The sequence below is a fragment of the Paenarthrobacter sp. TE4293 genome (assembly GCF_050435325.1).
Taxonomy (GTDB): domain Bacteria; phylum Actinomycetota; class Actinomycetes; order Actinomycetales; family Micrococcaceae; genus Arthrobacter; species Arthrobacter nitroguajacolicus_C.
Genome location: NZ_JBNJRY010000001.1, coordinates 502,504 through 524,849 on the forward strand (window position 1 = coordinate 502,504; position 22,346 = coordinate 524,849).

Below are 22,346 nucleotides of genomic sequence, written 5' to 3' on the forward strand. Positions count from 1 at the left end.
AGTGAAAACACGCGTCCCGCCGGTGCGGGGAACCCGATGATCAGCGTGAATTTAGTTTACGAATCCTGATGTCGCAAAACAGTTCTGGAGACTTCAATTCATGCAGACATTTACCGTAAAAGCATCGCTTCGTGCAAAGCGGTCAGTGGGCGTCTGGATACCAGATGAGAAGGCTTCAAAATTGATAATTCTTCTCTGTGGGTAAGTCAGACGCTGGGATTCTTTTCAGTCATTTACGGCTGGACGCGGGCAGCCCGGAAAAGCACGACGGCGGACACCCCTGCCCGCCGTCGAAAGCTTTTCCCGGGCTATTTCGCGAGTGCCTCCTCCAACCAGGACCTCAACACAGGAGCAGGAGCCGCGCCGGCCTGCCTCGCGACGATCTTGCCCTCAACGATGACCATCAACGTCGGCACGGCCTGTATCGCGAACCTGGCGGAGAGCTGTGGCGAGTGGTCCACATCGACCTTCACAAGTTTGATCTGCCCAGCGCGTTCGTGTGCCAACGTGTCCAGCACGGGGCTCACCATCCTGCACGGTCCGCACCACACCGCCCAAAAGTCCACCAATACCGGAACTCCGGCCTGTTCGGCGATCGCGCTGAAGTCGTCGTCGCCCGCTGCAACCACCCAGGGAAGCTCACGGCGGCAGTTCCCACAGCGTGGCCGGCCGTCGGCCGCGGCCGGAACCCGGTTTGACTTGCCGCAATGGGGACATTTGATGATGGCCTTGTTCATGTGGTTGCGGCCTCCTCAAACTCCATCGAGCTGTATTCAACCACGAGTTCGCTTCCGGATACGGTCACCGTGATCACGCCGCCCTCCGCGATGCTGCCGCGCAGCAGGGCCCGACCCACCTGTGTTTCCACAACATGGGAAATATAGCGGCGCAAGGGCCGGGCTCCGTAGACCGGGTCGAAGCCACGTTCGGCAATCAGGAGGCGTGCCTCCTCACTCAGACGCAGCTCTATCTGCTGCTCGGCCAGCCGCCGCCGCAGCTGCTCGAACAGCAGGTCAACGATTCGTTCGATTTGTGGCAGCCCCAACGGCGCGAACAAGACCGTGTCGTCGACCCGATTAAGGAACTCGGGGCGGAAATGCGCCCGGAGCTCACCCAACACCATTCCGCGCGCCGCCTCAGTGATCGTCCCGCCTTCGGCCGAACCTTCCAAAAGATACTGGGAGCCGATATTGGAGGTCATGATGATGACGGTGTTGCGGAAATCGACCGTCCGGCCCTGCGAGTCGGTTATCCGTCCGTCGTCGAGGACCTGCAGCAGGGCGTTGAAAATATCCGGGTGGGCCTTTTCCACCTCGTCGAAAAGCACCACCGAATATGGTCGACGGCGTACCGCTTCCGTAAGCTGTCCTCCTTCGTCGTAGCCGATGTAGCCGGGCGGCGCCCCCAGCAGACGACTCACCGTGTGGCGCTCCTGGTACTCGCTCATATCCAGCCGGACCATTGCACTCTCGCTGTCGAATAGCGATGCAGCCAGAGCCTTGGCAAGCTCCGTCTTCCCGACGCCGGTGGGGCCGAGGAAAATGAAGGAGCCGATGGGCCGGCGGGGATCCCGGATACCGGACCGTGCGCGGATGATGGCGTCGGACACGGCCGTAATCGCTTCTTCCTGTCCCACGACGCGGGCACGCAGGATCTCATCCAAATGGAGAACTTTTTCACGTTCGCCCTGCTTCAGCCGGGCCACTGGTATCCCGGTCCAGGCCGCGACAATGTCGGCGATCTCGTCCTCAGTCACCACCTCGCGGAGCAAGCGCTTTTCACCCTGTTTCGCCGTCAGCCGTTCTTCCTCGGCCGCCAGCCGCCGTTCGAGGTCGGCAAGTCGGCCGTAGCGGAGCTCTGCCGCCCGATTGAGGTCGTAATTACGCTCGGCTTCCTCGGCCTCCATCCGCGCGCGCTCCAGTTCGCTGCGTGTTGCCTGCAGCTTGTGGATCGCCTGGCGCTCGGCTTCCCACTGGGCCCTCTTCGCATCAGCCTCGGCGCGCAGGTCAGCCAATTCACGCCTCAGCTCCTCGAGCCGGGCCTTGCTGGCCGGGTCGGTCTCCTTGGCGAGTGCCGCCTCTTCGATTTCGAGCCTCGTGACCTTTCGGGTGAGCTCATCCAGTTCCGCCGGCATCGAATCAATTTCTGTCCTGAGCCGCGCGCACGCTTCATCCACGAGGTCGATGGCCTTGTCTGGAAGGAACCGGTCCGTGATGTATCGATGAGACAGTGTAGCCGCAGCCACCAGGGCACTGTCCTGGATCCGTACGCCGTGGAATACCTCAAGCCGCTCCCGCAAACCTCGAAGGATGGATATGGCGTCCTCGACGACGGGCTCGTCAACCGTGACCGGCTGGAAACGGCGCTCCAAGGCAGCGTCAGACTCGATGTGCTTGCGGTATTCGTCGAGCGTAGTGGCGCCGATCATGTGCAGTTCCCCGCGCGCCAGCATGGGCTTCAGCATGTTGCCGGCGTCCATCGACCCCTCAGAAGCGCCAGCTCCGACGACGGTGTGCAGTTCGTCCACGAAGAGCAGGATCCTGCCTTCTGCCGCCAGCACCTCGGCCAACACTGCCTTCAACCGCTCTTCGAATTCGCCGCGGTACTTTGCACCGGCCACGAGGGCACTCAAGTCCAGGGAGAAAATGGTCTTGTTCTTTAGGCCTTCGGGCACATCCTGCCGGACGATCCGCTGGGCCAGTCCCTCCACAATGGCGGTTTTGCCGACTCCAGGCTCGCCGATAAGCACCGGGTTGTTTTTGGTCTTGCGTGACAGTATCTGGACAACCCGCCGGATTTCCGCGTCGCGGCCGATGACCGGATCCAGCTTTCCGGTACGTGCGTCCGCCACAAGATCGCGACCGTACTTCTCCAGAGCCTCATAGGTTTGTTCCGGCGTTGCCGACGTAACCCGCTGGTTTCCCCTGACCTGGGTCAGGACCGACAGGAACGCCTCGCGGGTGATGCCGTGCTCCGCCAATACCCGGCCAGCTGGAGTGGACCGGCCTTCCTCCGCCAGTGCGACCAGCAGGTGCTCCACCGAGACGTACTCGTCTTTGAGCCGTTTAGCTTCACGTTCGGCGGCGTCCAGGAGCGCGGACAGCCTGCGGCTCACATACACCTGGCCCGGCGCTGCTCCCGGGCCCGTAACTTTCGGCTTGCGCCTCAGCTCGGCTTCGACGGCGCCCTTCAGCTCATCCACTTCCACCTGCATGCCCACGAGCAGTCGCGGGACAAGGCCATTCTCCTGCTCCAGCAGGCCCAGCAGCAGGTGTTCGCCGTCGGTCTCAGTGTGTCCGTTGCGTTGGGCTATTTGCTGCGCCTCAGCCAACGCCTCCTGCGACTTTTGAGTCAAACTCTCCATATTCATCGTGAAGCTGTCCCTTCCGCCTGCGTGATTTCAACCAGTCGTCGTTCAAGCGAGTCGACCTGCACCAGCAGATCCAGGACCAGCGGGATTGCTGCGTAGTTCAGCGACAGCTCTGAGTGGAGCCTCATAACGCGTGCTATGAGTTCCGGGGCCCGGGGGCTGAACCACGGTCCGCCCGGCGCATCGCCCAGCGGCCGGATCAGGTCCAGATCTACGAACCGCATAACGACGTCGGGATGGGCGCCGCTGCTCTGGGCCACCGCCTCGAGATTCAGGCGCCAAGGATAAGCAAGCGGATATTGTCGGCTCATAGCAGCCCCTCCCTCGGGTTAAAGTCGGACACGGCGGCAAGATCTTCGTATAGCTTGCGCACCTCACGGCTCAGCTGCGGCGGCACCATGACGTGGATCTCCGCGTAGAGGTTCCCTGCGTGGCCCTTCGTGTCGGGCATGCCCTGCCCCCGGAGCCGAAGTCTGCGTCCGCTGGAAGAGCCCCCGGGTACGGTGATAGTGACAGGGCCAGCCGGCGCGTTGACCTTGATCTTGGCCCCAAGAGCGGCTTCTGACGGTGTAACGGGAAGGTCGAAGTGAATGTCCCGGCCCTCGAGCCGGTATCGAGGATCCGGCTGAATGCGTACTGTCAGGAATAGATCCCCCGCAGGGCCCCCCTCCCGGCCCGCGGCGCCCTCCCCCGCGAGGCGGATGCGCTGGCCGTCCAGCACACCGGCGGGCACGTCGACGTCGTAATTCCGGACTTCCCCGCCCGGCTGGGCCAGGCGGATGGTACGCCGTCCGCCGCGGATCGATTCTTCGAGGGTGAGCCGAAGCTCGGCTTCGTGGTCGGGCCCTTGGGACGGTCCCGCTGCCTGCTGCCGGAACCAGCCGCCCAGCAGGTCCTCCCAATCAACGTCGCCTCCCATATCGCCATGAGCGCCGCCGTAAGCGCCGCGTGCCGGGCGCGGCCCCGTACCCGGACCACGGGAACCCCACCCCGTGCCACCGCCGTCTGGATCAGGACCGCGGCCGGCATACTGGCGGTAATCCGCGCCGAACCGGTCATAGCGCGCCCTGGTTTCGGGATCCGACAAGGTATCGTATGCCTCGCCGATCTCCTTAAATCTGTCAGCAGCATCCGGCTCCCGGTTGACGTCCGGGTGGTATTTTCTTGCCAGTTTGCGGTAAGCCCGCTGGATTGCATCCGGCTTCGCCGTGCGCGGGACACCGAGAACTGAGTAGTGATCCTTAGCCACGGTCAGCGGTCACCGCCCGGCTCACAACGACGGCGGCCGGACGGAGAATGGTATCCGTCCCGCCGTAGCCGGGGCGCAGGACGGTCAGCACAGTCCCGGGAGGAACTTCGTCCGTCTCCGATACGCTGACCACCTCGTGAACACGAGGGTCAAAGGGGACTTTTTCTTCCTCGATCCGCGGGTACCCCAGGCGGGCCAGGATGTCGATGGCCTGAGAACGGATAGCGGCCAGGCCATCGACGAGCTGGTCCCCGGCAGAGGAGGCATGAACAAGAGCAAGTTCAAGATTGTCCAAGACAGGCAGCCACTGCAGGGAAACCGCTGCACGCTCCTGGGCCTTTACCTGCGAAGCCTCCCGAGTGGCGCGTTTTCGGATATTGTCTGCGTCAGCCAGGGCGCGGCGCCAAAGATCCTCCATTTTGGCCAGCGCTTCTGCCGGCCCTGCAGCCGCGGCTGTCCCTTCTCCGGGAGCAGCCACCCGTGCCCCATCACTTCCCGGATCGGCAAGCCCATCCGGCCCTGCTTGGTCGCTCATGGCCGTACCTAGCCACGATCGAATTCTGCATCGACAATGTCATCATCATCCACATTGTCGGAGAACCCAGGCTGAGATGCAGGACCCGGGCCGTCCCCTGCAGTGGCCACCGATGCTGCCGAGGCACTCAACGCCGACTGCAGCTGCTGAAGCTCGGAAATCAGTTCCCTCGCGGCGCCAACGTCCGCTTGGTTGCTGACGGCGTCCCGCGCCTGACCAACCAGGAGCTCTGCCCGGGCCTTATCGTGTACCGGGACTGCATCGCCCAGTTCGTTGACGGCCCGTTCAACACGGTAAGCCACCGCATCAAGTTCATTGAGAGTGTCAATGCGCTCCCGATTCTGCACATCCTCGCTTCTGTGGGACTCGGCTTCGGCAATCATTCTCTCGACTTCCTTGGCGTCCAGGTTGGAGCCTTCGCTGATCGTGATGCCTTGTTCCTTGCCCGTGTCCTTGTCGCGGGCGGTGACGTTGAGAATTCCGTTTGCGTCGACGTCGAACGTGACCTCCACCTGCGGTTCGCCGCGGGGTGCGGGCCGGATATCAGTCAACTGGAACCGGCCCAGGACCCGATTATCGGCTGCCAGTTCCCGCTCTCCCTGCAGCACCACGACGTCCACTGCGGGTTGGTTATCGTCAGCGGTCGAGAACACTTCGCTGCGCCTTGCGGGGATGGTTGTGTTGCGCTCGATGATCTTGGTCATCACGCCGCCACGGGTCTCGACTCCCAAAGACAGCGGCACAACGTCCAGGAGCAAGACGTCCGAGACCTCGCCTTTAAGCACTCCGGCCTGAATCGCCGCACCTATGGCCACCACTTCGTCCGGATTCACGCTCATGTTCGGATCTTTTCCACCGGTCAGGCGTCGGACGACGTTTTGTACCGCCGGAATGCGGGTGGAGCCGCCAACCAAAATCACTTCATCGATGTCATTGGCGGTCACCTTGGCATCCGTCATTGCCTGTTTGACCGGATCCATGGTGCGTTCCACCAGGTCATGAGTGATGTCTTCAAATACCGAGCGCCGAACGGTGGTGGTCAGATGCTTTGGGCCGGTGGCGTCCGCAGTGACGAAGGGGAGGTTGACCTGAGTCTGGGTCACCGAACTTAGCTCGACCTTTGCTTTCTCGGCCGCCTCGAACAGACGTTGCAGCGCCTGCGCATCCGCCCGGAGGTCGATGCCCTCCTGCTTCTGGAAATCGTCGGCCAAGTAATCGACAAGGCGGCGGTCGAAATCGTCGCCGCCAAGGTGCGTGTCTCCCGCCGTGGAACGGACCTCCACAACGCCGTCGCCGACATCCAGCAGGCTCACGTCAAAGGTTCCTCCGCCCAGGTCAAAGACCAAAACCGTCTCATGCTGACGCTTGTCAATGCCGTAGGCCAATGCCGCTGCTGTGGGTTCGTTGATGATCCGTAGGACTTCCAGTCCGGCAATTTTGCCGGCGTCCTTGGTCGCGGTGCGCTGCGCATCGTTGAAGTACGCAGGAACTGTAATCACTGCTTCCGTTACCTTCTCACCCAACTGCTTCGCAGCATCGTCCACCAGCTTACGAAGAACGAGCGCACTCACTTCCTCAGGTGCGACCTTCTTGCCCTGCACTTGGAAACGCGCCACACCGTTGTCGTCCGCCACGACATCGAAACTCACTGCCTTGGCCTCATCCGTTATTTCGTCACTGTGCCGGCCAATGAATCGCTTGGCAGACGTGATGGTTCCCTTAGGATTGAGGATCGCCTGCCTGCGGGCCAGTTGCCCCACAAGCCGTTCCCCGCTGTCGGTGTAAGCCACAACCGATGGAGTCGTCCGGGCTCCTTCCGCATTGGGAATGACGCGGGCCTCCCCGCCTTCCCAGACGGCTATCACCGAGTTGGTTGTTCCGAGATCAATGCCTACTGCCTTGCCCATAACCCACTCCGGTCCTAGAGGACGCGACCGGCCCTGCGACGACGTCCGCCCGAGGTTGCTGCACCGTATGACACACGCCTATGCCGCTGAGCCAAAAGCTCAAAGGGTTTCTGTGGCAGTGTCATGCAGTCTTATGAGGTTGAGTCTGCCCCTTGGCGGGGAGCTGCGCATGACCCTATGAGGTCAGATATGCTCCAGCGCCTTGACCTGTCAGGGGGAAAGTCCACGGACGTAAAGTCGAAAGCAGGGGGCCAACGATTTCGTGGCGGAGCACGACGAGAGCCATCAGCACGTGGACCACTTGACAGGCAACCAAGCCAGGTCTACTACTGGGCTTTATCTGGTGCACCTCGCTCGCCGGGCCGAATGGTATCCACACCATCATTGGTCAGTGCCAACGTAAAATCATTGTTGGCTGTCACGGCCGGGTCGGCTCCATGGACGAACCATCATAGGAGCCGACATGACTACACGAATTCCTGACCCGCACCTGGCCCAGATTCGCCCCGTTCGGGTTCGCACACCGCAAGGCTGCGAGGAATGTCTGGCACTGGGTACTCCCTGGGTTCACTTGAGGTTGTGTCTGTCCTGCGGCCATGTCGGGTGTTGTGATTCCTCACCGATGCGGCACGCCCGAGCTCACGCCACCGAGTTGCATCCGATCGTTCTTTCCTTGGAGCCCGGCGAAAACTGGCGTTGGTGCTATCCCCATGAGGCGTTCGTCTAAGAAAACGATGGTGCACACAGCTCATGCAGCCATTTTCAGACCCTGCGCCCGTTGAAACCCCGGATGTCTCCGGCGCCTATCCGCGGTTGAGCCAAGCCCAGATCGAATTACTGGACCGTGTCGGAAACATAAGGGCAACAACCGCAGGAGAAATCCTCACGCAGGAGGGCGAACTCGGCGGTGACTTCTTCGTCATACTGCGGGGAACCGTCATGGTGGTAGAGGGGCTGCCGGACGTCCATGGCAGACGACCAGCGGAGCTGGGCCCGGGTACCAAAATTCTCGAGGTCCACGGTCCGGGGCGCTTCCTCGGGGAACTGGGCCTGGTCGAGGGGCAACCGGCCTTTGTCAGCAGTGTGACCTCCGAAGCTTCTGAGGTGCTCCAGATCAGCGGGGATGATTTGCGCCGCGTGGTTCTGACTGACGCCGCGGTGGGCGAGACCATCCTGCGCGCATATCTTCAGCGCCGGATCCTGCTGATAGGTGCCGGCGTAGGGATCCGGATCTTTGGCTCCCGCTTCAGTAGCGACACTCTTCGCATCCTGGAGTTCTCGGCCTCCAATCGCCTGCCGCACCGGCTGGTTGATCTGGAGAATGACGGCCAAGCGGGGGCCATCCTGGACATGGCCGGTGTCCTGGCCGGTGACCTGCCCGCAGTGGTACTGAATGCTTCGCAAGTCCTCAGGAATCCGTCCAATGCAGACTTGGCCCTGGCCATGGGCTTGCGAGCTGTCAAAGAACATTCGGCCCCCTACGATCTCATGGTGATCGGGGCTGGCCCGGCCGGTCTGGCTGCCGCGGTCTATGCAGCATCGGACGGATTATCCGTCGTCCTTAAAGAAGGCGTGGGGTTGGGTGGGCAGGCAGGTACGTCGCCGCGGATCGAGAATTTTCTCGGCTTCCCTGCCGGCATCTCCGGCGGAGAACTCACAGAAAGGGCGATCCTTCAGGCCCGCAAGTTTGGGGTCCAGATCAACGTCGCCTGTGGTGCACGCTCCATCAGGTTGAGGGACGGTGAGTTCTGCGCCGAGTTTACCGGCAGCGGCCCGGCCGTCTCGCGGGCGGCCCTGCTGGCAACCGGAGTCCGATACCGCAGGCTGCCGATCCCTGGGTTGGAGGAGATGGAGGGAAACAGTGTCTTCTACGCCGCCACAGTTCATGAAGCCAGGCTCTGCGGAGCGCAACCGGTGACGGTCGTCGGCGGCGGGAACTCCGCCGGGCAAGCCGCTCTTTTCCTGGCGGGCGCCGGTGCAGCAGTACGACTGGTGGTGCGTGGGGCACACCTCCGCGCGGACATGTCGAGATACCTCGCAGAACGGATCGAAGAGCAACCCGCCATCAGGGTATTGCTGGAAGCCACCATCGTGGGTGTAGCCGGTTCAGGCGCGCTGGAACAGGTCGTCGTCGATCTGCGAGCCTCAGGTGAACAGCGCACTTTTGACTCCCGCTACCTCTTCATTTTCATCGGCGCCACGCCACACACAGAATGGCTGCAGGGTACGTTGGCGCTGGATGACCAGGGCTTCGTACTGACGGGGTCCGATCTCCAGGAGTTTCCTCCGGAGTTCAGCCATCTTGGGCGCAGACGGCTGCCCCTTGAAACCAGCCTCCCCGGGATGTTTGCGGTCGGGGATGTTCGACATGGATCAGTTAAGCGTGTAACAGCTGCTGCCGGGGAAGGCTCAACAGCAGTCGCAATGGTCCACGAGCACTTGCGCCTCCTCCACTACGGACCGTCCGGAGCGCCACGGAATAATTGACAGTGAGACACCAGCGAAGACGCCAATCCGCACACCAACGACAACAGCTTAACAACGGCGGCATACGGGCGTAGTTTGGTGGTGGAATGCCGATCGAGCCCGTGCGGCATCGAGCAGCAACACGGGCCGGGCAGGCAAGAAAGGACGCACCGCATCCCGGGCTCTCCCCGGGTTTTGATACCCCACCGCAAAGAGCCGGTTATTCCCGTCTGTCCAGGAAGGTGTCCACGCCAAACCTCCCTCCGGACAGACACGGGTTCCGGACAGACACGAGGATCACAATGATCGATCGACGTGCGGCAGAAGAATTCCTCAACACTGCCGCACAGGCGGTATCGGAGTTGTCGTTCTGTGAGGTCAAGGACCGTTACGTCGCGGTGAATGGCCAGTTGTACCCCATAGCCTCACGCGCGACGCTGCCGCAGGATCACGACATCCGGCGCCTCCACGGCAAGGACGCCGTTTTACCATGCGAATGGCCAGAGTGGCGTTACGCGCTGTTCACGGAATGCGAGGGCGAACTGAACGGATGCTTGGTGTTGTCCGCCCCCGCTGCTCCAGAGGTCCCGCAACTGACACAGCTACGAACAGTTGCGGGGACAACCGCAACAACTCATGCAACGGTTTCCCGAGGCGAACCCCGGGATGACGCAACGGGCCAGGCACGCGGCCAAGATGCCCTGCACCAGCATCTCCTGTCCCTTTCGTCGCGACTCCTTGAGCTGGAAGAACACGACAGCATCCGGGATGCCTTGGACCAAGGTGCGACCCGCGACCTTGGGGAAAGTGACACCAGGGAGGCACTCCTGGCGGAGGTCCTTTCACGGCTGACGGGGCGGCCCATATGTGTTGAGGACGCGTTCGGGAAGATCAGCGCGGAGGCTGGGACCGGGTTGACGCGGCCGTACAACAAACTTGGCGCCAAGGCCAGGACGCGCACTGCGCAACTCTGGCTTGCCTCCGGCTCCCCAGTCCGTGAACCGCGAAGACTCGTTGCCCTTGCCGTTTCGCACAGCGAGGTGCTGGGAGCTATCTGCATGATGGAAACTGACAAGCCGGTCACAGCAGCCAACGTCTTCGCCCTTAAGCACGCAGCGCGGCTCCTGGAAGTGGAGCTGCTGCATCGCAGAGGTTTGGCCCGGCTCGAACTAAGGCTGGGGCGCGACCTGGTGGACGAACTCGTGTCGGGGATGGATGGCGCGACCGCCGGTGTTCGTACCGCGGCACTGGGATATGACATCAGTGGCCCGCACCACGTGATCGTAGCCGAGTGGCAACCGCCGGGAAATGACGATACAGTCGTGGTCGCTTTGCGCCGGGCCTTTTTGGAGCTGCAACTACCCTCGCTCGTTTCCCGGCGCTCCGACATGGCCATTGCAGTGGTACGCGGAAACCCCGTGGGTGCCGAGGTCTTTTCCCTCATCGCCAAATCCCTGGGCAGTACCACAGGATCCGTGGGCATCGGAGGTCCAAGCCTGGATATCGCCCAGATTCCGCGCTCCTTCTCTGAGGCCTTGCACGCACTGCACATTCGGAACGGTTCAATCGAGCGCTATGGAGTCACCAGCTTTGATCAACTGGGGATCTACCGCATCCTTGACACAGCCGGCAGCGGGCAGCATCTCAGCGAGTACGTTGACGAATGGCTCGGCGCGCTTCAACGCACCGACGACAGCCGAGGGTCGGACCTCCTTCAAACCCTGGCCCAGTATCTGGACCACGGCGGCAACTATGACAGGACGGCCGAAAGTCTGGCCATCCACCGAAGCACTCTGCGCTATCGGTTGAATTCCATCCGGCAGGTCACTGGATTCGACCTCACCGATCCCGAGACCCGCCTGAACCTGCATGTCGCGACGCGAGCATGGCGCCTGCGTCCGCACGGCGCCCCATCTCGCGTCCCCTAGCCATATCCTGGCCCGCGGGACGGTGACACGCAGTTGACTGGTACAGACACTGATCCAAGGGAGGCAAGACGTGCCGGATCTTTCGGGTGATGAGAACCCCAAAATCGCACGTGTGCTGGGCGTGCTCGCCGAACCGGAGGTGACCGCCGAGTTTGCCGAGCGCAATGGGCGCGAAGTAGGCGCCCTGCTCAACCTAGCCGATGAGCGTCACACTTGGTCCGTGGTCATCGAGTACCAGGATTTCACGGCCGGCAATGGGTTGGCGCCCATGCTGGCGTCCTTGGGTAGGCACCGAGACCGACGGGCATGGGATGTCATGGTCTGCCTGACCGACCTTCCGATTCGTCTGGAGGGCCGGACCGTGGTCGCGGAAGTTGCGCTTGGAGAGCAAATTTCCCTTGTTTCCTTGCCCGCACTCGGTGCCGTCAACATCGACCGCCGGGTCCGCACCGCCGTCGTCGATCTTAGCTGGGCGATGCAGCGCCCTTTTGATCCCGAGGGTGAGGCCGTGGAATTCGGGCCGCCCTCATTCCACACATCCAGGCATATTGAGGTCACTGTTCCCGGCCAGGGGCCCATCGGGTTCCGCTACGTTTCAGCAACCCGCCTCGGCCGGGGTCGGTTGCTGGCGGGCATGTTGCGGGCGAACCGCCCTTGGCGGCTCGTCTTCGGGCTCAGAAGCGCAATGGCCGCCGCGATCGCCACTGGTGCCTTCGCGCTTGTCACGAATACCATCTGGCAGCTCGCGGACCTCCTCGGGGCTATGAGGCTGACCTTATTGATGGCACTTTCCATCAGTTCAATGGTGTTCTGGATCATCGCCCAGCACGATTTATGGGAAGGATCCAAACGCGACGATTCCCTTGAACGGTACAAGGCATCCTTGTACAACATCTCTACCGTGTGGTCTCTGGCGATTGGCGTCGTGATCAGCTACCTCCTGCTGTTCGTCGCAGTGCTGCTGGCCGCAGCATTCACCATCGACACCGCCCTGCTTGCAGTGACCCTGCAACATCCGGTAACTGTTTGGGACTTTGCCGAAATCGCGTGGATGACAACCTCTGCGGCGCTTATGGGTGGTGCGTTGGGCTCGGGGTTCGAGTCAAAGGATGACATTCTTCGGGCCGCTTACGGTCAACGGGAACGCCATCGTCGCCAGTCGGGCGAGGATGGCGAATGATCCCGTCACGCCGGAGCCGTCCAACTCCACCAGCGGTCCGTCTGCCGATCGGCCGCGGGTAGTATTTAACGTCGGTCAACCACCCCAACAACACGATGACTCTCTGTCGCAGGGACGCGGCACATTGAATCCAGTTCCAGCCAGAAAGTCCCATGCCCATGGAAACCACAATTCGCGACAACCCGGCTGGCAGTCCGGACGTGTCACAGCATGACCAGATAAGACGCTACGCGGTACCGCTCGGGCTCACTCCCGAGGAAAAGTTCGAACACTGGCGGAGCTGGTACGGCAGTGCTATCGATGCCCCGGTTCGGTTGGAAAAAGCCGACAAACTGGTGCGACCAGGCTTCAGTCCAACCGCACTGAGCCTCGACGGCCCCGGCTTCAGCCTTGTCGACGTCACGAACGAACCCGCCAATTGCTTCTGGAACGGAGAGACGAGACCCAGCGACTGGCTCATATACTTCAGGACTGCATGTGACAAGTTCAGCTTCTCGGGCCGCTCGGAGTCCGTTTCTCCTGGAACAGTCAGGTTCTTTGATCTTTCGCTGCCAGGCAACTTCCACGCAGCAGCTGGATTCAGCGCCGTGCGGGTCCATTTCGATCGGGACCTGCTGGCATTGGACGAAAAAGCAATGAAACGGCTGAAAGGGCTGGCTGACATCAGGGAAAATCCCATCTTGCGTGGGCTGATTCTTCCTGCCTTGTCCGGCTGGCAGCGGACGGTCATTGCGCAGGAGATCCAGCATCTTCAACCGGTCGTCCGGTCCATGATGATGGCCCTGGTCAGCTCCTTACTGGACGCCCCGGCCGATCCTGATGATCTCAAGCTGGCACGCATCGCATCGGTCAGGAAATTCATACGCAGGAACTTTAGAAATCCTGCGCTCACTGTTGACGAGGTCGTGGCTTACTCGTTTCTTTCACGCCGGGCCCTCTACTACCTTTTCGACGATGAAAGGCTTCAGGTCAGCGGACTTATCCGTGCACTGCGTACCTTGGAAGCCATTGATCTCCTCGCCGAGGCCAACACCTGGAGACGATCCCTGACGGACATTGCGGGCGCCAGCGGATTCACAAGCCTCTCAGCCATGCGGCGGGCTTTTAGTGAACTCATTGGCCTCTCGCTGAGGGATGCCCAGGAGAACCCGGAACTCCTGCAGGTTCGAACCGCCGGGCTAAGACGACTCACGGAGTTGTGAACGTCCCGACCGAAGCCCGCCCGGCGGCGAGTCACGGAACCGTGTTTTCTGTCATCGAGGTCGGGGACGGGTAGCCCTGCTCCGCAGAATTGGCCTTGGACCAGTGACGATCGTCAGTTCCACTTTTTGGCGACGGGTCCCTCCGCCACGCACGGGACCATTCCGCCGGAAGCACGGATGGTCGTCCCAAGAGGTAGCCTTGGCCTGTCGTGACTCCCAGCTCAGCCAACGTGGCCAATTCCGAACGGGTTTCGATTCCCTCGGCGACCAGCCCTGCCCCGATGTGTGAAGCGAAGCTGAGCATCGCTGTGCATAGCGCCTTCTGGCTGGCGTTGCCATCAATTCCTTCCACGATCGTCCGGTCAAGTTTGATGATTTCCGGACCGAGCCTCAGGATGTGACGCATGGAAGAGAACCCGGCTCCGACGTCATCAATGGCCAGGCGTAGCCCAGCACTTCTCAGTGGGGCGAGTGCTGCCGCGAGACGGGCATAGTCAGCTACAGGAGACCGCTCGGTTAGCTCTACGACGATACGCCCGGGTCCTGGAGCTGAATTCCTCACAATGTCGCTAAGCCTCAGGTCAAGGCATGCCGACGGCGAAAGATTGACGGCGACGTATACGTGGGCAGGAAGACGCGCTGCAGCTTCCAGTGCCGTTTCCAGCGCAAGGAATTCGAGTTCAAGGCCGCGCCCGATTGACTCCGCGTCCGCGAACCATTGATCTGGAGGGATGTAGGGAGAGTCTGTGAAGCGTGTGAGTGCTTCGGCGCCGACAATCCCGCCGGTTCCCAAATCACGGATCGGCTGGAACGCTGTGATCAATGTCCGCGTCGCAAGCAGCCAATCAAGGCGGGCGGTGATGTCCTGGTTCGTATGGTCTGTGGTCCACAGCCGAGCACAGGTCGGGCATCGGGTCGGGCCCATGCGTCCGGAGGTACGTGACGCTGCAGCTGGATCTCCGTGCCGCTGCCTTAGGAGTTGCCCCATGCCGTGAACAGCAACCGGGAGGAGTACAAGCGGGATAAGGGTGCTCACTCCGGTAGGCGCCTCCAGGCCGCCCCACGGATCAAGACCAAAAAGGAGCGGCAGGACTACTGACAACGCCGATACCAACTGGACGAACAGTATGGGTAGCAACCATCGACTCGTCAGACTTTTTCGACCCTGGATGAAGCCTTTCACCGCTGGAGCCCGAGATGACGGACCGGAACGAAGGGCTTCCCAACCAGCCTCTCCGTGCCAACCAGGCGCAGGACCAAGCGGGGCTGGCAGGCCACGCGTGGAGACGTCAGGATGGTGCTGTCGGTGATCATGGGCCCTCCTTTCCCTGTGGCGGCGGCACCTGCCCGATCGTTTTCAAATCCTACGGTTGATGCCGCCGGGAGTCGGGCGACAGTCAGTCCAATGTGTGCATCCTTTGATCCCAGACCTCTCAATTCGTGCAGGATACTCTGCGTGCTGGACCGTACAGACCGGTCGCCGTTCTGGACCATTCCTGACAACAGGCCGCCCGGAACGTGGATTTCATCGGCACGTCCCATCGAATCGGGAGATTGTTGGCCTTGGCAGAGAAGGACTTTTTGCGCTTTGGCGGGCTATACGCTGATGACCTCCGGCCACCTCCGGGGCGCAGAACCACTCCCCTCGCCCGGCCGGGCGTGGGGCCCACCGAGGATTCCCGAACCGAGCAAAGGACATCATGAGTGAACTTCGAGTGGGCCAGAACCTCCCGCTGGAACTGTTGGCTTTTAGTGCCGTCGGGTGCCCCGCCTGGTCTGATCAGCACGGACGCGAGGAAATGTGCGCCCTGGATGCGGGGCATACGGGACGGCATGTCGCAATCGACGCGACCATGATTGTCCGTGCCATATGGAAGTGAATTCACCGACCCGCTCCCGGCCGGAATCGACGCGTCTCGTGGGGCTTGGCATGATCCTTCTGTGGGGGCACATTGTTAGTGCTCTTTGCGCGGGTCTGCCTTGGCGCCCTATCGCTCGTTGACAGGAGTCTTGCGTGCCCATTGAAGAACGTACTGCAGACGGCCCGGGCCTGAGTGGCACTCAGAAAGTTGCCGTGGTTCTCATGCAGATCCCGCCCAGCAGCGCAGCCTCCCTTATGGCTCAGTTTTCTGAGTCAGAGGCACAGGAGATCGCAGCCGAGATCGTGCGGCTTCGCAGGGTCTCATCCTCGGTGGCGGATTCCGTCATCAGCGAGTTCCATGATTATGTAGCCAGAGGCCGACGCACCGCCCGCGGCGGCCGAAGCTTCGCGGCGGGTCTTTTGGAGGCATCCTTTGGCGCCGACAAAGCCGCTGGATTGATGGACAGGGTTGCCTCGTCGATGGCCGGAAAGTCCTTCGATTTCCTGGAGGCCATGCCCTCGGAACAGATTCTGGCGCTGATTGACGGAGAGCTCCCGCAAACGATGGCCATGGTCCTCACGCACCTACGGCCCAGCAAGGCATCGGCGGTTCTGGCCGGGATCGATAGCGCGCAGGCCAGCGAGGTAGCCCGCTGCATCGCGACCACGGGTCCAGTGGCACCGGAGGTAGTCACCATAGTCGCCGACGTGCTGAAGCATCGTGCAGGGTCGGCCGCTTCACATAGCAGGCCCACGGAAAACGTCGGTGGCATCCAACCGCTCGTGGACATCATCACCCGGGCCGATAGCGCAACGGAGCGCACGGTTTTGGAAGGATTGGATGTCCTTGACGCTGAACTCGCTGGCGACGTACGTGCACAGATGCTGACATTCAAGGACATAGTCAGGCTCGAACGGCGCGACATCCAGCGGCTCCTCCGAGGCGTCAGTCCCGGGATACTGGGTATCGCGCTCAAAGGTGCATCAGGCGTGGTGATCGAAACGGTCCGCAGCAATATCTCTGACAGAAACAAGGAAATCCTGGCATTTGAAATGGCCAACGCCGGGCCGGTTCGGGCATCACAAGTGGAAGAGGCGCAGGCCCACATCATTCGTTCGCTCCGCGAAGAAACTGCCGCCGGAAGCATGGTCATTAGGCGCGCCGATGACGACGACCTCGTCGACTGATCCGCTTCGCCCAGCACCCTGGCCCATGAGACACGTTCGAACGACCCCGTCCGCATCTATTTTGGGCAAGCCCTCGACACCCTTAATCAGTGTGCTTAGTATTAAGGCTCGAGTTGTTTCTCGTTCGTGCACAGAGCGGCCGGCCTGGGGTTAGCCGGACAGCCTGCCGTCTGAAAACTCATGGCCGCCCACCCCCGCGAGGGGCTTGCAGGCCGACTCATCATCCACAAGCTCCCCATAGCTGAATTGCCCGTACCCGGGCGTTGACTGTGCCCCCCCCTTCCGGTGCGCGCACTGGCTTCCGGCGTCCCAAATCCGGTTACGTGGCCACCTTTCGGGGGTGCATGCAGAAAGAGCGGAAAAGTGAAGGCAGTAACGTATCAAGGACCGAACAACGTCAGCGTCCAGGACGTACCCGACGCGAAAATCGAGCACCCTGCCGACGTACTGGTGCGGATCACCTCAGCCAATATCTGCGGTTCGGATCTGCACATGTATGAGGGCCGGACCAGCTTCGAGACCGGGCGTACCTTCGGGCACGAGAACCTCGGCGAAGTGGTCGAAGTGGGACCGGCAGTCAGCAAAGTAAAGGTGGGCGAACGAGTCGTGCTGCCGTTCAACGTCGCCTGCGGATATTGCAAAAACTGTGAGCGGGGCTTCACCAACTACTGCCTGACCATGCAGCCCGAACCCAAGCTGGCCGGTGCGGCGTACGGTTTCGCTGACATGGGCCCATACCAGGGCGGACAGGCGGAATACCTGCGCGTGCCCTACGGCGACTTCAACTGCTTGCGCCTGGGCGAGGACGCCGAGGAGAAAGAGCTCGACTACGTCATGCTCGCTGACATTTTCCCCACCGGGTGGCATGCAACCGAGCTGGCAGGGGTTTACCCCGGGGACTCAGTCGTGATTTATGGTGCAGGGCCGGTGGGACTCATGGCCGCCTACTCCGCCATCATCAAGGGCGCCGGAAAAGTGATGGTAGTGGATCGCCATAGCGACCGCCTCAAGCTGGCCGGGCAAATCGGAGCTATCCCCGTGGATGACTCCGCCGTGGACCCCGTGGAATTCGTCAAGGACCAAACCATGGGGTTCGGTGCTGACCGCGGCTGTGAATGCGTCGGCTATCAAGCCCATGATCCTGACGGAAACGAACAAGCAAATTTGACCCTGAACCGGTTGGTGGACTCCGTACGATTCGTCGGCGGCCTGGGCGTCGTCGGAGTGTTCATACCCCAGGACCCTGGAGCCCCGGACGAGCTCGCCAAGGAAGGAAAAGTGGCCTTCGACTACGGAAACTACTGGTTCAAGGGACAAACCATGGGCTCCGGCCAATGCCCGGTCAAAAAATACAACAGGGCACTGCGTGACCTCGTCGCCGGTGGCAAGGCCAACCCATCCTTCATCGTCAGCCACGAACTGCCGCTGGACCAGGCACCCGAGGGATACAAAAACTTCGACAACCGCGAAGACGGCTGGACCAAAGTAGTACTCCACCCCGGCAAAGCCTAAGAAAACCCGCTCTTTCCAGCTGACGGTCCGGGCTGCATTCGAGGGCAACCCAACGCGCAGCGCGCAGTATTGCGTGACTCGGCTACCGCCTTGATCCGTCGGCACCTGCTCGCACGGAATGGGAGGCGCCCCTCAGGGAAGGCGAAGGGCCGGCCTGTCTGGCAGCACATCCAGGCCGGCCGAACCCAACGTGAAGATCCTCGACCTGCACCTGGATGACTCGCCCAGCAAGGAGGTTTGCTGCTCCATCCGGCCCGCCCCTTGACTCCAAGCGCTGCGCTGCTCGCCGACAAGCTCCAGGAAGTCGGCGATGGGATGAAACGCGACCTCGACGCCGGGAAACCCGCCGCGTCCGGCGCGGGCTGGAGTCGCGCCTGGATTTTTCGCACCAGGGGTGAGTCCGGGGTGAAACTGCGGCTTGGTTCAGGAGAGGCGTGCCACACTGCGGCGCGATGCACGCGGTGCGGATCCATCGGAGAAGAGTTCCGGTGTCGCGCCCTGGATGCGTTCGATGTCCTTGAACACTCCGCGGAGGTGGAGACGCAGGGAAGAGTCCGCTGCGGCGTGGTCGTCCTTGGCGAGGCCATCAACCACTGCGGTGTGTTGCCCGATCAGTGTGGCAACATGTCCGGAATCGATGAGGCTTAGCCGGCGGGCCCTGTCCAGATGTGCCTTGGCGGAATTGACGGCGTTCCACGCGGCCCCGTGCCCCGCAAGCTGCAGCAGTTCGCGGTGGAAGTCTTCGTCCAGGCGGAAGAACCGATCAATGTCCCCTTCAGCCTCGGCGTCCCACTGCGCTTGAAGGATCTCACGGAGTCCGGAGACTCCGTCCGGGCCTGCCACGACGTCGGCCAGTGAGGCACACTCGATGGCTTCCCGGATGAACTGGGCCTGGGCTACGCGCTCCAGGTCGACCAAGGAGACGAACGAACCGATCTGCGGAAAGACCTGAATCAGGCCTTCTTCCCGCAGGAGAATCAGGCTCTCCCGGACCGGGGTGCGGCTTACTCCAAGCTCCTGCGCGAGCTCGTTTTCCGAGAGGGGCGCGCCAGGAGGCAGTTCCAAGGAAATGATGCGCCGACGCAATACATCCAGAGTCCGGTCACGGACTGACAGCCGGGGAGCCGGCTCAAGCCCAGGTTTCTTGGTAGCCACCCTCCAAGTCTAAACCATCGTTGACAAACTAGAATGGTAGTGCTTGTATGGTAGTTATCACTGTGAGGTTGGACCCCTGTATATGGCCTATCCAGCCACCGGAATCCCCCACCAAGACTCCATGAATTCATCGCCTGCAAAGGAGCAATTGATGAGCGCAAACATTGCGCCTCTGGCCCATGATGCGAAGAAGGCCCGCAAGACCGCGGGTGCGTCCTTCATCGGCACCATGGCCGAGTACTATGACTTCTTCATCTACGGAACAGCATCGGCGCTGGTCTTCAACAAGATCTTCTTTCCCGACATCGATCCGCTTCTGGGAACTCTCGCCGCATTCTCCACCTACGCCGTAGGCTTCTTTGCCCGCCCGCTCGGCGGTATTGTCTGGGGCCATATCGGTGACCGGATCGGTCGGAAGAAAGCACTGATCTGGACCCTGCTCATCACGGGGCTGGGAACCTTCGCCATCGGTCTCATGCCCACCTACGAGACCATCGGACTTTGGGCCGCGGTCATCCTCGTCTTCGTCCGCCTTCTTCAAGGATTCGGCGTCGGTGGCGAGCAGGGCGGTGCCGTCCTGCTGACCGCCGAGGCCGCGCCGCCGAAACAGCGGGGGTTTTACGCCAGTCTGGTCCAGATGGGCTCGCCTGCCGCCTACCTCGTGCCGTCCGCCCTCTTCGCTTTCCTGACCACGCAGCTTTCGGAGGAACAGTTCCTCACCTGGGGCTGGCGTATCCCGTTCCTCTTGAGCATCCTTGTCGTGGCCATCGGCCTTTACATCCGCCTCCGGGTGGACGAATCCGAGACGTTCAAGGCCGTGAAGGAGAACGCGAAAGCCCAGCAGGCGCCCGTCAAGCTGGTCTTCCGGAAGAACCGCCGCGAAGTCTTCCTTGGCATGGGTTCCAAGTTCGTCGAAGCCGCAGTCTTCCCTTTCTACACAGTCTTCCTCGTGGCGTACTCCAAGAATGTCGGAAACGATTCCGGGTTCGTCCTGGAAGCCATCATCATCGCGATCATCGCCGAGCTCATCATGATCCCGACCTGGGGATGGCTAACGGACAAGATCGGGCGCAAGAAGGTCTTCCTGGGAGCCGCCATCCTCAACCTGGTGCTGATCTGGCCCGCCTTTGCCGCTATCGAAAGCGGAGACACAGTCCCCATCGTGGCCATCCTCATCGCGGGCCTTGCCCTCGGACACGCAGGAACGTACGCCCCGCAGGCATCCTTCTACCCGGAGCTCTTCCCGGTGCGCGGACGCTACACCGGAGTGTCCATCGTCTGGCAGTTCGGCGCGATGATCGCCAGCGGACCGTTCACGGTCATCGCTACTGCCCTGCTGGTAGCCGGAGGCGGATCCATTACCGGCGTCGCCATCTACGTTTCAGCCCTGATCCTGGTCAGCATCATCTGCCTTGCGCTTCTGCCTGAAACGGCGCCCAGCCAACTCGGCGGCAAGGAATACGCCGAGTGGACGGAAACGGGCCAAGACTCCAGTAACCACACTCCCAACCACAGCACGAACTCCGTGAAGTAAAAGGAAGAAATCAGTGAAGATCACCGATGCACGGGTAGTTGTCTCGTCCCCCGGACGAAACTACGTGACACTCGTAATTGAAACCGAAGACGGCATTACCGGCATCGGTGACGCCACCCTCAACGGCCGGGAACTCGCCGTCGCGTCCTATCTGTCCGAACATCTCTGCCCCCTGCTGATCGGACGCGACGCCCGCCGGATCGAGGACACCTGGCAATACTTCTACAAGGGCGCCTACTGGCGCCGCGGGCCGGTGACGATGACCGCGATCGCGGCCATCGACGTCGCGCTGTGGGATATCAAGGGCAAAACGGCCGGCATGCCGGTCTACGAACTCCTGGGCGGGGCAGCACGTGAAGGTGTCATGGTTTACGGACACGCCAGCGGTTCTACCCTGGATGATCTCAGCGCGGACTTCCAGCATCATCTGGACCTGGGATACAAGGCCATCAGGGCGCAAGCCGCAGTCCCAGGCCTGGACAAGACCTACGGAATAGCGCCAGTAGACGGGAAGCTGTACGAGCCTGCCAGCGGCAACGTCCCGCAGGAAGACGCGTGGGAGACCACTGCCTATTTGGACTTCGCTCCGAAAATGATGGCACATGTCCGCGGACAGTTCGGATACGGCGTGCATGTCCTGCACGACGTCCACCACCGACTCACGCCCATCGAAGCCGGACGGCTGGGGGCTTCGATGGAGCAGTACCGGCCATTCTGGATCGAAGATCCGACTCCGGCCGAGGACCAGTCTGCGTTCCGCTTGATCCGCCAGCACACCACAACCCCCATCGCAGTTGGAGAGGTCTTCAATTCGATCTGGGATTGCCAGCAACTCATCACCGAACGTCTGATCGATTACATCCGGACCTCGGTCTCCCACGCCGGCGGCATCACCCATGTGAGGAGAATCTTCGCCCTGGCCGATCTCTACGGTGTCCGTTCAGGTTCCCACGGCGCAGGCGACCTCTCCCCCGCTTCCTTCGCCGCTGCCCTGCACGTGGACATGAGCATTCCGAACTTCGGCATTCAGGAGTACATGGGCCACCGCGAACCAGCCAACGAGGTTTTCACGACCTCCTACACCTTTAGCGACGGCTACATGCACCCCGGTGATGCCCCCGGCATCGGCGTCGAATTCAACGAAGAAGCCGCGGCAGCTTACCCGTTCGATCCCAAGTACCTGCCCATCAACCGCCGGCTTGACGGTTCCATCCACGACTGGTGACTGAGCACATCATGAACAGCACAACACAAGACAC

General features: G+C 61.6%; 19 protein-coding genes. 10 read left to right on the forward strand and 9 right to left on the reverse strand.

Annotation, left to right across the window (positions count from 1 at the left end; all coding sequences use genetic code 11):
- Positions 1-308 precede the first annotated feature (308 nt).
- Genes trxA through dnaK form a run of 6 tightly spaced genes read right to left on the reverse strand, consistent with a single transcriptional unit; the run spans position 309 to position 7,061 of the window.
- A complete protein-coding gene (gene trxA / locus QF015_RS02350; protein ID WP_429386614.1) occupies positions 309-737 on the reverse strand; it encodes a thioredoxin in 429 nt (142 codons plus the stop codon).
- Positions 734-3,370: an ATP-dependent chaperone ClpB gene (gene clpB, locus QF015_RS02355; protein WP_429386616.1), complete on the reverse strand. Its 2,637-nt coding sequence runs from the start codon at positions 3,368-3,370 to the stop codon at positions 734-736. Before clpB ends, trxA begins: the two co-directional genes overlap by 4 nt.
- Positions 3,367-3,681: a chaperone modulator CbpM gene (locus tag QF015_RS02360; protein WP_429386618.1), complete on the reverse strand. Its 315-nt coding sequence runs from the start codon at positions 3,679-3,681 to the stop codon at positions 3,367-3,369. Before QF015_RS02360 ends, clpB begins: the two co-directional genes overlap by 4 nt.
- Entirely contained in the window at positions 3,678-4,619 is a 942-nt protein-coding gene (locus QF015_RS02365) for a J domain-containing protein (protein WP_310205287.1), read from the reverse strand. Before QF015_RS02365 ends, QF015_RS02360 begins: the two co-directional genes overlap by 4 nt.
- A complete protein-coding gene (locus QF015_RS02370; protein ID WP_310205290.1) occupies positions 4,612-5,154 on the reverse strand; it encodes a nucleotide exchange factor GrpE in 543 nt (180 codons plus the stop codon). Before QF015_RS02370 ends, QF015_RS02365 begins: the two co-directional genes overlap by 8 nt.
- A gap of 8 nt (positions 5,155-5,162) precedes the next feature.
- Positions 5,163-7,061 (reverse strand): molecular chaperone DnaK, encoded by a 1,899-nt coding sequence (gene dnaK, locus QF015_RS02375; RefSeq protein ID WP_310205291.1) that lies wholly within the window; start codon positions 7,059-7,061, stop codon positions 5,163-5,165.
- Positions 7,062-7,524: 463 nt separating this feature from the next.
- Between dnaK and QF015_RS02380 the strand changes: the two genes are divergently transcribed.
- The 5 genes from QF015_RS02380 (at position 7,525) to QF015_RS02400 (ending at position 13,837) form a co-directional block, all read left to right on the forward strand.
- Positions 7,525-7,788 carry a UBP-type zinc finger domain-containing protein gene (locus tag QF015_RS02380; protein WP_310205294.1) on the forward strand — a complete coding sequence of 88 codons (264 nt, stop codon included), beginning with the start codon at positions 7,525-7,527 and terminating at the stop codon, positions 7,786-7,788.
- 23 nt (positions 7,789-7,811) lie between these two features.
- Positions 7,812-9,548 (forward strand): FAD-dependent oxidoreductase, encoded by a 1,737-nt coding sequence (locus QF015_RS02385; RefSeq protein ID WP_429386621.1) that lies wholly within the window; start codon positions 7,812-7,814, stop codon positions 9,546-9,548.
- A gap of 281 nt (positions 9,549-9,829) precedes the next feature.
- Positions 9,830-11,455: a PucR family transcriptional regulator gene (locus tag QF015_RS02390; protein ID WP_429386623.1), complete on the forward strand. Its 1,626-nt coding sequence runs from the start codon at positions 9,830-9,832 to the stop codon at positions 11,453-11,455.
- A 70-nt stretch (positions 11,456-11,525) separates the two neighbouring features.
- The gene (locus QF015_RS02395) at positions 11,526-12,635 is read left to right on the forward strand and encodes a hypothetical protein (protein WP_310205302.1); all 1,110 of its coding nucleotides are present in this window, start codon (positions 11,526-11,528) and stop codon (positions 12,633-12,635) included.
- 158 nt (positions 12,636-12,793) lie between these two features.
- Complete coding sequence (locus QF015_RS02400; RefSeq protein WP_429386625.1) at positions 12,794-13,837, forward strand: helix-turn-helix domain-containing protein; 1,044 nt, start codon at positions 12,794-12,796, stop codon at positions 13,835-13,837.
- A gap of 31 nt (positions 13,838-13,868) precedes the next feature.
- On the opposite strand, the gene QF015_RS02405 is transcribed toward QF015_RS02400, so the two are convergent.
- A complete protein-coding gene (locus QF015_RS02405; RefSeq protein ID WP_310205674.1) occupies positions 13,869-14,825 on the reverse strand; it encodes an EAL domain-containing protein in 957 nt (318 codons plus the stop codon).
- A 191-nt stretch (positions 14,826-15,016) separates the two neighbouring features.
- Entirely contained in the window at positions 15,017-15,151 is a 135-nt protein-coding gene (locus QF015_RS02410) for a hypothetical protein (RefSeq protein ID WP_429386627.1), read from the reverse strand.
- A 386-nt stretch (positions 15,152-15,537) separates the two neighbouring features.
- On the opposite strand from QF015_RS02410, the gene QF015_RS02415 reads away from it, so the two are divergent.
- The 3 genes from QF015_RS02415 to QF015_RS02425 all read left to right on the forward strand — a co-directional run bounded on the left by QF015_RS02415 (position 15,538) and on the right by QF015_RS02425 (position 18,398).
- Positions 15,538-15,717 (forward strand): hypothetical protein, encoded by a 180-nt coding sequence (locus QF015_RS02415; protein WP_429386629.1) that lies wholly within the window; start codon positions 15,538-15,540, stop codon positions 15,715-15,717.
- A gap of 134 nt (positions 15,718-15,851) precedes the next feature.
- Entirely contained in the window at positions 15,852-16,886 is a 1,035-nt protein-coding gene (gene fliG / locus QF015_RS02420; protein ID WP_310205314.1) for a flagellar motor switch protein FliG, read from the forward strand.
- A gap of 363 nt (positions 16,887-17,249) precedes the next feature.
- On the forward strand, positions 17,250-18,398 hold the full coding sequence (locus tag QF015_RS02425) for a glutathione-independent formaldehyde dehydrogenase (RefSeq protein WP_310205316.1): 1,149 nt from the start codon (positions 17,250-17,252) through the stop codon (positions 18,396-18,398).
- 423 nt (positions 18,399-18,821) lie between these two features.
- On the opposite strand, the gene QF015_RS02430 is transcribed toward QF015_RS02425, so the two are convergent.
- Entirely contained in the window at positions 18,822-19,553 is a 732-nt protein-coding gene (locus tag QF015_RS02430) for a GntR family transcriptional regulator (protein WP_429386634.1), read from the reverse strand.
- A 151-nt stretch (positions 19,554-19,704) separates the two neighbouring features.
- On the opposite strand from QF015_RS02430, the gene QF015_RS02435 reads away from it, so the two are divergent.
- Both QF015_RS02435 and manD read left to right on the forward strand, forming a co-directional pair.
- Complete coding sequence (locus QF015_RS02435) at positions 19,705-21,087, forward strand: MFS transporter (RefSeq protein ID WP_429386636.1); 1,383 nt, start codon at positions 19,705-19,707, stop codon at positions 21,085-21,087.
- Positions 21,088-21,100: 13 nt separating this feature from the next.
- A complete protein-coding gene (manD, locus tag QF015_RS02440) occupies positions 21,101-22,312 on the forward strand; it encodes a D-mannonate dehydratase ManD (RefSeq protein WP_429386638.1) in 1,212 nt (403 codons plus the stop codon).
- Positions 22,313-22,346 lie beyond the last annotated feature (34 nt).

What these genes read in the sequence shown, in the direction of transcription:
- dnaK (WP_310205291.1), bottom strand. Translation starts at nt 7,061, where the DNA reads ATGGGCAAGGCAGTAGGCATTGATCTCGGAACAACCAACTCGGTGATA.
- QF015_RS02410 (WP_429386627.1), bottom strand. Translation starts at nt 15,151, where the DNA reads ATGATCACCGACAGCACCATCCTGACGTCTCCACGCGTGGCCTGCCAG.
- QF015_RS02380 (WP_310205294.1), top strand. Translation starts at nt 7,525, where the DNA reads ATGACTACACGAATTCCTGACCCGCACCTGGCCCAGATTCGCCCCGTT.
- QF015_RS02390 (WP_429386623.1), top strand. Translation starts at nt 9,830, where the DNA reads ATGATCGATCGACGTGCGGCAGAAGAATTCCTCAACACTGCCGCACAG.
- QF015_RS02405 (WP_310205674.1), bottom strand. Translation starts at nt 14,825, where the DNA reads ATGGGGCAACTCCTAAGGCAGCGGCACGGAGATCCAGCTGCAGCGTCA.
- QF015_RS02360 (WP_429386618.1), bottom strand. Translation starts at nt 3,681, where the DNA reads ATGAGCCGACAATATCCGCTTGCTTATCCTTGGCGCCTGAATCTCGAG.
- QF015_RS02385 (WP_429386621.1), top strand. Translation starts at nt 7,812, where the DNA reads ATGCAGCCATTTTCAGACCCTGCGCCCGTTGAAACCCCGGATGTCTCC.
- trxA (WP_429386614.1), bottom strand. Translation starts at nt 737, where the DNA reads ATGAACAAGGCCATCATCAAATGTCCCCATTGCGGCAAGTCAAACCGG.
- QF015_RS02370 (WP_310205290.1), bottom strand. Translation starts at nt 5,154, where the DNA reads ATGAGCGACCAAGCAGGGCCGGATGGGCTTGCCGATCCGGGAAGTGAT.
- clpB (WP_429386616.1), bottom strand. Translation starts at nt 3,370, where the DNA reads ATGAATATGGAGAGTTTGACTCAAAAGTCGCAGGAGGCGTTGGCTGAG.
- QF015_RS02435 (WP_429386636.1), top strand. Translation starts at nt 19,705, where the DNA reads ATGAGCGCAAACATTGCGCCTCTGGCCCATGATGCGAAGAAGGCCCGC.
- QF015_RS02415 (WP_429386629.1), top strand. Translation starts at nt 15,538, where the DNA reads ATGAGTGAACTTCGAGTGGGCCAGAACCTCCCGCTGGAACTGTTGGCT.
- QF015_RS02400 (WP_429386625.1), top strand. Translation starts at nt 12,794, where the DNA reads ATGGAAACCACAATTCGCGACAACCCGGCTGGCAGTCCGGACGTGTCA.